7 protein-coding genes are annotated in these 7334 nt (G+C 69.2%); all 7 read right to left on the bottom strand.

The window, feature by feature from the left end; translation table 11 throughout:
• Positions 1 to 260: 260 nt before the first annotated feature.
• A complete protein-coding gene (locus tag ACZ5PB_RS35460) occupies positions 261 to 842 on the bottom strand; it encodes a GTP-binding protein (RefSeq protein ID WP_185034326.1) in 582 nt (193 codons plus the stop codon).
• Positions 823 to 1461, bottom strand: coding sequence for a DUF742 domain-containing protein (locus ACZ5PB_RS35455; RefSeq protein ID WP_468696977.1), 639 nt, complete (start codon positions 1459 to 1461; stop codon positions 823 to 825). Before ACZ5PB_RS35455 ends, ACZ5PB_RS35460 begins: the two co-directional genes overlap by 20 nt.
• Before the next feature lie 136 nt (positions 1462 to 1597).
• A complete protein-coding gene (locus ACZ5PB_RS35450) occupies positions 1598 to 2011 on the bottom strand; it encodes a roadblock/LC7 domain-containing protein (protein ID WP_030980891.1) in 414 nt (137 codons plus the stop codon).
• A 10-nt stretch (positions 2012 to 2021) separates the two neighbouring features.
• Entirely contained in the window at positions 2022 to 5444 is a 3423-nt protein-coding gene (locus tag ACZ5PB_RS35445) for a sensor histidine kinase (protein ID WP_468696975.1), read from the bottom strand.
• A 362-nt stretch (positions 5445 to 5806) separates the two neighbouring features.
• Positions 5807 to 6394: a GTP-binding protein gene (locus ACZ5PB_RS35440; RefSeq protein WP_266658794.1), complete on the bottom strand. Its 588-nt coding sequence runs from the start codon at positions 6392 to 6394 to the stop codon at positions 5807 to 5809.
• Entirely contained in the window at positions 6375 to 6791 is a 417-nt protein-coding gene (locus tag ACZ5PB_RS35435; protein ID WP_389245021.1) for a DUF742 domain-containing protein, read from the bottom strand. Before ACZ5PB_RS35435 ends, ACZ5PB_RS35440 begins: the two co-directional genes overlap by 20 nt.
• A gap of 120 nt (positions 6792 to 6911) precedes the next feature.
• Positions 6912 to 7325 carry a roadblock/LC7 domain-containing protein gene (locus tag ACZ5PB_RS35430; protein ID WP_185034582.1) on the bottom strand — a complete coding sequence of 138 codons (414 nt, stop codon included), beginning with the start codon at positions 7323 to 7325 and terminating at the stop codon, positions 6912 to 6914.
• Positions 7326 to 7334: the final 9 nt, after the last annotated feature.

The raw sequence follows: 7334 nt of genomic DNA, 5'->3' as shown, positions 1-7334 counted from the left end.
GGGGGGGGGGAAGGAATTTGGTGGTTGTCGGCGGGGTTCCCGGCGCCCCGGGGCACCGGGGGGCGCGGGGAACTGCGCGAGCAACCACCCACCGGCCCGCGCGTAACGAACCCCCGGCCCCGCGGCCAGCGGTCTAGGGAAGGGGCGGGGAGGGGCACCTGCCCGCCGCAGGCGCGACCCCGCACGCCGGAACGTCGAAGGGCCCGCCCCCGGAAACCCGGTAGCAGGCCCTTCACACACGTACCCCGGCGACCGCCGGATCAGCGCAGGCGTGCCATCAACGCATGTTCCACCAGCGTGATCAACGCGCTCTTGGCATCCGCACGATGCCGGGCGTCCGTCGTGATGATGGGGGTGTCCGGGCCGATCTGGAGGGCCTCGCGGACCTCCTCCGGGTTGTACGGCTGGTGGCCGTCGAAGCCGTTGAGGGCGATGACGAAGGGCAGGCCGCTGTTCTCGAAGTAGTCGACCGCGGGGAAGCAGTCGGCGAGACGGCGGGTGTCGACGAGGACGACGGCGCCGATGGCGCCGCGTACCAGGTCGTCCCACATGAACCAGAAGCGGTCCTGGCCCGGCGTACCGAAGAGGTACAGGATCAGGTCCTGGTCCAGGGTGATGCGGCCGAAGTCCATGGCGACCGTCGTGGTCGTCTTGTCACCGGTGTGGGTGAGGTCGTCGATCCCCGCCGAGGCGGAGGTCATGACGGCTTCGGTACGCAGCGGGTTGATCTCCGACACGGCTCCGACGAACGTCGTCTTGCCGACGCCGAAGCCGCCCGCCACCACGATCTTCGCGGAGGTTGTGGAGCGGGCTGCTCCGCTGCTAGAGCTTGCGAAGTCCACTGAGCACCCTTTCGAGCAGTGTCACATCTGGCTGACCGCCCGCGGCTTCGTCGCCGCCGGGCTGGTGAATGGCGACGAGTCCGGCCTCTGCCAGGTCGGCGACGAGGATTCGGGCTACGCCGAGGGGGATGGAGAGGAGTGCCGAGATCTCGGCGACCGACTTGATCTCACGGCACAGGTGGCAGATCCGCTGGTGCTCGGGCAACTGCCCTTGCAGCCTGGCGGGTTCCGCCGTGGTGTGCACCAGCGCCTCGATGGCGAGCTGGTAGCGGGGCCTGGTACGGCCGCCCGTCATCGCGTACGGACGCACCAGAGGGTTGTGGGTGCCACCGCCCGCCGAGGACGAGGACGAAGAGCCCGCATGCCGGCCGCGGCCGCCCTGCGCGCGCGGCGCCACCGGCTGGATGCCGGGCGACTGCGGCTGCCCACGGTGCGGCGGCTGCTGCTGGGGCGGCTGCTGCTGGTACGGGCGCTCGTAAGGGGAACGGCTCGGAGTGGAGGGGAAGTTGAACCGGTTCTGCGAAGGGTCACCGGGACCCCCCGGCTGACCACCCTGACCCTGGGCCGGGCCACGGCCATAGGGCCAGTCGGCCGACGAACCGTTTGGGGGCGTTGCCACGTTCTCCTCCTCCGACTGCACTGCGGGCACCATGCACTGTGGAGCCACGTCCCCGAACCCTAAAGCCCGGGGACGCCAATACGCACGGGGTGTCTGCTAGTTGAGAACACTTGTGTCTGCTTGTTCGACTCTTCGGCTAGTTGAGCAGACTTCCCTGGAGCTCGGCCCGGAGATCCGGGGTCAGGACGGTGCCCGCACGGTCCACGAGAAGTGCCATCTCGTAGCCTACGAGGCCGATGTCCGCGTCGGGGTGCGCGAGCACCGCGAGCGAGGATCCGTCGGAGATGGACATGATGAAAAGGAATCCTCGCTCCATCTCCACCACGGTCTGGTTGACGGCGCCGCCCTCGAAGATCCGAGAGGCACCGGCCGTCAGTGACGTCAGACCGGAGGCCACGGCCGCCAGTTGATCGGCACGGTCACGGGGGAAACCTTCGGACATCGCCAGCAGGAGTCCGTCGGCGGAGACCACCACCGTGTGGGACACCCCGGGGGTGTTGTCCACGAAGTTGGTGATCAACCAGTTCAGATTCTGCGCCGCCTGGCTCATCGGGCTCACACTAACGCTCCTGGTTGTAGGTACTACCCGGTCCACTGTGCTGATCGTAAGTGGCCGCTTGGTTCTGGTCTGTTCCCGCTTCGCGCCCGCGCTGGACACCGCGCCGCAGGTTGCTCAGCCGGCCCCGGACGTCCTCCGGTGCGCGGGAGACCTGGGGGCCGCCCTGCGGGGTCTGCTCCGCGGCGCCCTCGATCAGGTTGGCCTTGGGCACCCGCTTGGGGAGGCCGGAGGGAGTGACCCCGCCCGCCTTCGGGTCCTTGAGCTTTTCCGCACGCTGCCAGCGCTCGTCGTTCGACGTGCGCCAGTCACTGTCGCCTTCGCTCCCCCCGGGAGCGCCCGGTGCACTGTCCTGGGGTGCCTGCGCCGGAGGAGCCGGGGGAGTCGGAAGAGTCGCCCGGGGGGCCTGCTCCGCCTGTTCCGCCTGGTCCGCCTGCTCAGGACGGCCGGCCGTCTTGCTGTGCCGGCTGAGCATGCTCTCCGGGCCGGACTGGCTGCCGCGGCGCGGAAGACCCGCGTCGGTCATCGCGTGACCGGCGCGCGGTGCGGGAGGAGTGGGTTCCGGACGGTCGAAGCCTACGCGCTCGGAGTTGTCCGAGGGGAGCCCCTGACCGGACTGGCCAGATTCCGTTTCGGTCTCGTACGAAGAATCGTAGGAGGGCTGGAATCCGTTCTGGTCCTGCCAGTTCGCCTGGTGGGACTGGGCATCACGGTTTTCGTCGTACCCCTGCTGGGGCACCTGCGGGTCCTGGTACTGGGGTTCCGCATACGACTGCTGCGACGGGGTCGCGTACCGCTCGGTCGAACCGAAGGAGTCCCGCGGGCCGAATCCGTCGAAGCCGTCGCCCTGCTGGGGCGCCTCCGTGACCGGGGGCATCTGGGCCGTCGGGTAGTTGCCGTTCTGGTCGTACGAGGCCTCCTGGTACGGAGCCTCCTCGTACGCGGCGTAGGAGGGGTCCTGGTACGGCGCCGCGTACGCACCGTCGCCGTAACCCTGCTTTTGGTAGCCGGAAGGCGGCTGCTGCTGCGGCTGCTGGGCCTCGCCCGGCACCTCGTCCCGGAACAGCGGGCGCTCGTCGTCCTGGCTGCCGCGGCCCTCCAGCGCCGCCCTGCGCTCCTCGCGGAGCAGCGAGCGGTTCACCGGGTCGAGCGGCACCGGGTTCTGGCCGCCGTCGTACTGCGAGTCGTCGAAGCCGAGTTCGGCCGCGGTCCGCATCGGAGTGGTGCCGAAGGCGGGCGGCTCGGGGGCGGACTGCTGCTCCGCGATGATCGAGGAGACGGTGAAGTCGCCCTCGATCTCCTCGCCACCACCACCGTGCGTGATCGCGTCCGGGAGCATGACCAGCGACGTCGTACCGGCCTGCTCGCCCGAGGGGCGGAGCTGGACGCGGATGCCGTGCCGGTCGGCGAGGCGGCCGACCACGAACAGGCCCATCCGCTGGGAGACGGCGGCGTCCACCGTCGGCGGGTTGGCCAGCTTGTGGTTGATGTCCGCGAAGTCCTCGGCGGTGAGGCCGATGCCCTTGTCGTGGATCTCGACCATGACGCGGCCGTCGGGCAGCCGGGTCGCGGCGACCCGGACCTTGGTCTGCGGGGAGGAGAACGTGGTGGCGTTCTCCAGCAGCTCGGCGAGCAGGTGCACGAGGTCGGTCACGGCCTGGCCGTGGATCTCCGACTCCGGGACACCGGTCAGCTCGATGCGCTCGTAGTTCTCCACCTCGGAGGAGGCGGCGCGCAGCACGTCGACCAGCGGAACCGGCTGGTTCCAGCGGCGGCCGGGCTCCTCGCCCGCGAGGACCAGGAGGTTCTCGCCGTTGCGGCGCATACGGGTGGCCAGGTGGTCCAGCTTGAAGAGGTTCTCCAGCTGGTCCGGGTCGGCCTCGTTGTTCTCCAGGTCGGTGATCAGGGTCAGCTGGCCCTCGATCAGCGACTGGTTGCGGCGCGAGAGGTTGGTGAAGATCGCGTTGACGTTGCCCCGGAGCATGGCCTGCTCGGCGGCGAGCCGGACGGCCTCGCGGTGCACCTGGTCGAAGGCGCGCGCCACTTCACCGATCTCGTCGTGCGAGGTGATCGGGATGGGCTGCACCCGGGTGTCGACCCGGCCGGGCTCGGTACGGGAGAGCTGGTCGACGAGCATCGGCAGCCGCTGCTCGGCGATGCCGAAGGCGGCGGTGCGCAGGCGCTTCATCGAGCGGCTCATCTGACGGGCGACCGTACCGGCCAGGACGAAGGCGGCCAGTACGGCGATCACGACGATGGCACCGTTGATGATCGCGTCGTTGCGCGAGTCCTCGGAGATGACCGCGGCGTCCTTCACGGCCTTGTCGACGAGCTCGTTCTCCAGCTGGGTGTAGCCCTCGAACTTGCCGGTCGCGGCGGCCGACCAGGTCATCGGCACGATGCCCTTGGCGGCCAGGCGCTGCGGGGACTGGCCCTTGCAGATCTCGGCGGCCATGCCGTCGAAGACCGAGCCGTTCTTCACCGGCGGGGCCGGGAACTTCTTGCCGGCCGCCTCCGCGGCGGCCTGCGCCTCGCCGAGCTTCTTGGCGCCTTCCTCGGCCTTGCCCTTCATGACCTCGCGGAGCCGGTCCACGTCGTGCTGCGTACCGCCGGAGACGTACTCGCCCAGTGCGATGGTCTCCAGGTAGTTGTACGAGCAGAACGCCTTGACCTGGCCCTCGAAGACGGTCTCGCTGCCGTTCGGGCGGATCAGCAGGTGCATGCCGATGGCGCGCTGGAGCGACTCGGCGGCCTTCGCCAGCTCGACCGCGTACACGGTCCTGCCGTACGAGGTGATGTTGCCGGAGCCCAGGCTCAGCTCGTTCGACACCTCCATCAGGAAGTGCTGGACGTCGCGGTAGCCCTCTTCGGTGCTGACCGGGTTCTGCTTCTCGACGCCCTCGGTGTACGCGTTCTGGCGCAGTGCCGGCAGCTTCGGCTCGGCCTGCCGGATGCGCTTGATGCGGTTGGCCAGGCCCTGGTTGTCCGGCATGTCCTTGACGGCCGTGTCGAACTTCTTCTTCGCGGCGTCGGTGACCGAGCGGGCGTCGGCGACCGAGGGGTCCTGCCGCTTGTTGCCGAGCAGCGGTTCGGCGGTCAGGTCGCGCTCGTTGAGCAGCGCGTGCCCGTACTCGGCGGCGGCGCGCACGATGAGCGCGGTCTTCTCCGCGTCCTGTGCCTGACGCCAGTTGTTGATGGAGCCGTTGACCTGGAAGCCACCCATGACGAGGGCCACCAGGACGGGTATGAGGAGAATCGCGTTCAGCCGGGTGGCCACCCGCCAGTTGCGGGGGGACATCCGGCTGGAGCTGCCGCCCGGCGCGGGGGCGGCGGACGCCTCAGCGGCAGGCGGCACCGCAGCGCGCGACGGCGGGGTGAAGTTGCCCCTCGTCTGCTGCTCTGCGGAGCTCTTCTTGCTTCGCCTCACTCGACCAACAACCTCTCGGCGTCGGCACCTACGCTGTGCCGTGTTTCGTTCAGGGCGGTACTTACTCAGGAGTTTCGCCGAATTCCAGCACGGCCGACGGGTATGGGCCAAACAGCCCGCGCCCCGGCGCGTGCGTGTCCGATCCCTCAGATAAAACGGGCATAAAGAACGAGCCCCGTCAAAAGACGGGGCTCGTGTGTGCGCAGCGACACCAGTTGAACGCGCCGGGTTGCCTTGCTCCTGCAATTCTCTTTCGAAACGTTATGAACCGAGGGGCGGAGAGTGTCAAACACCACAACCCGCCCCTGAATCCCTACAACAACTGCCGTATGCGGGGCCCTACTTGTGTATCGGCCGATTTGCTACTTGAGCCGCGCCATCAGCGCGTGCTCGACCAGCGTGATCAATCCGCTCTTCGCGTCCGCGCGGTGGCGGGCGTCGGTCGTGATGATCGGGGTGTCCGGGCCGATCTGGAGGGCCTCGCGCACCTCGTCCGGCGTGTACGGCTGGTGGCCGTCGAAGCCGTTGAGGGCGATGACGAAGGGCAGGCCGCTGTTCTCGAAGTAGTCGACCGCGGGGAAGCAGTCGGCGAGACGGCGGGTGTCGACCAGGACGACGGCGCCGATGGCACCGCGCACCAGGTCGTCCCACATGAACCAGAAGCGGTCCTGGCCCGGCGTACCGAAGAGGTACAGGATCAGGTCCTGGTCCAGCGTGATGCGGCCGAAGTCCATCGCCACCGTGGTGGTGGTCTTGCCCCCGGTGTGGGTGAGGTCGTCGATCCCCGCGGACGCGGAGGTCATGACGGCCTCCGTGCGCAGCGGGTTGATCTCCGAGACCGCACCCACGAACGTGGTCTTGCCGACGCCGAAGCCGCCCGCGACCACGATCTTCGCGGAGGTGGTGGAACGGGCGGCGCCCGTCGCGCCGTCAGAGCTTGCGAAGTCCACTGAGCACCCTTTCCAGCAGCGTGACGGCCGGCGTTCCGTCGGCGTCCGCGCCCTCGCCCGGCTGGTGGATGGCGACCATACCGGCTTCGGCGAGGTCGGCGACGAGGATCCGGGCAACACCCAGCGGCATCGACAGCAGCGCCGAGACCTCGGCGACCGACTTGACCTCGCGGCACAGGTGGCAGATCCGCTGGTGCTCGGGGAGCAGCGTGGACAGGTGCGCCGGGTCGGCCGTGGTGCTGACCAGCGCCTCGATGGCGAGCTGGTAGCGCGGCCTGGTCCGGCCACCGGTCATCGCGTAGGGACGTACCAGCGGCTGATCGCCCTCGTAGGAGTCGTACGGAGCGTCGGTATGCGCGCCGCCGTACGGATCGTGAGAGGCGGGGGGCGGGGTCATGGGTGGTCCTCCGGGCGTGACAGCAGGGTGTCGGCGTGCCGTCTGACTGGGCCGGTGGGGGTTCGGTTGCGGCCGGACGGTGTGGAGCGGGGGTGTGGGGGGTCGTGCGGGGTGCGGCGCCTAGTGCAGCAGGCTGCCCTGGAGTTCCGCGCGGAGGTCCGGGGTGAGGACGGTGCCCGCACGGTCGACCAGCAATGCCATTTCGTACCCGACCAGGCCGATGTCCGCGTCGGGGTGCGCGAGCACCGCGAGCGAGGACCCGTCCGAGATCGACATGAGGAAGAGGAATCCTCGCTCCATCTCCACCACGGTCTGGGCGACGGGGCCGCCCTCGAAGATCCGGGACGCGCCGGCCGTCAGCGAGGTCAGCCCGGAGGCCACCGCCGCCAGCTGGTCGGCACGGTCGCGGGGGAAACCTTCGGACATGGCCAGAAGGAGTCCGTCGGCGGAGACCACCACCGTGTGGGACACCCCTGGGGTGTTGTCCACGAAGTTGGTGATCAACCAGTTCAGATTCTGCGCCGCCTGGCTCATCGGACTCAA

It is taken from the genome of Streptomyces sp. NPDC032721, from assembly GCF_055579625.1.
This window is presented reverse-complemented; position numbering and strand designations above follow the sequence as displayed.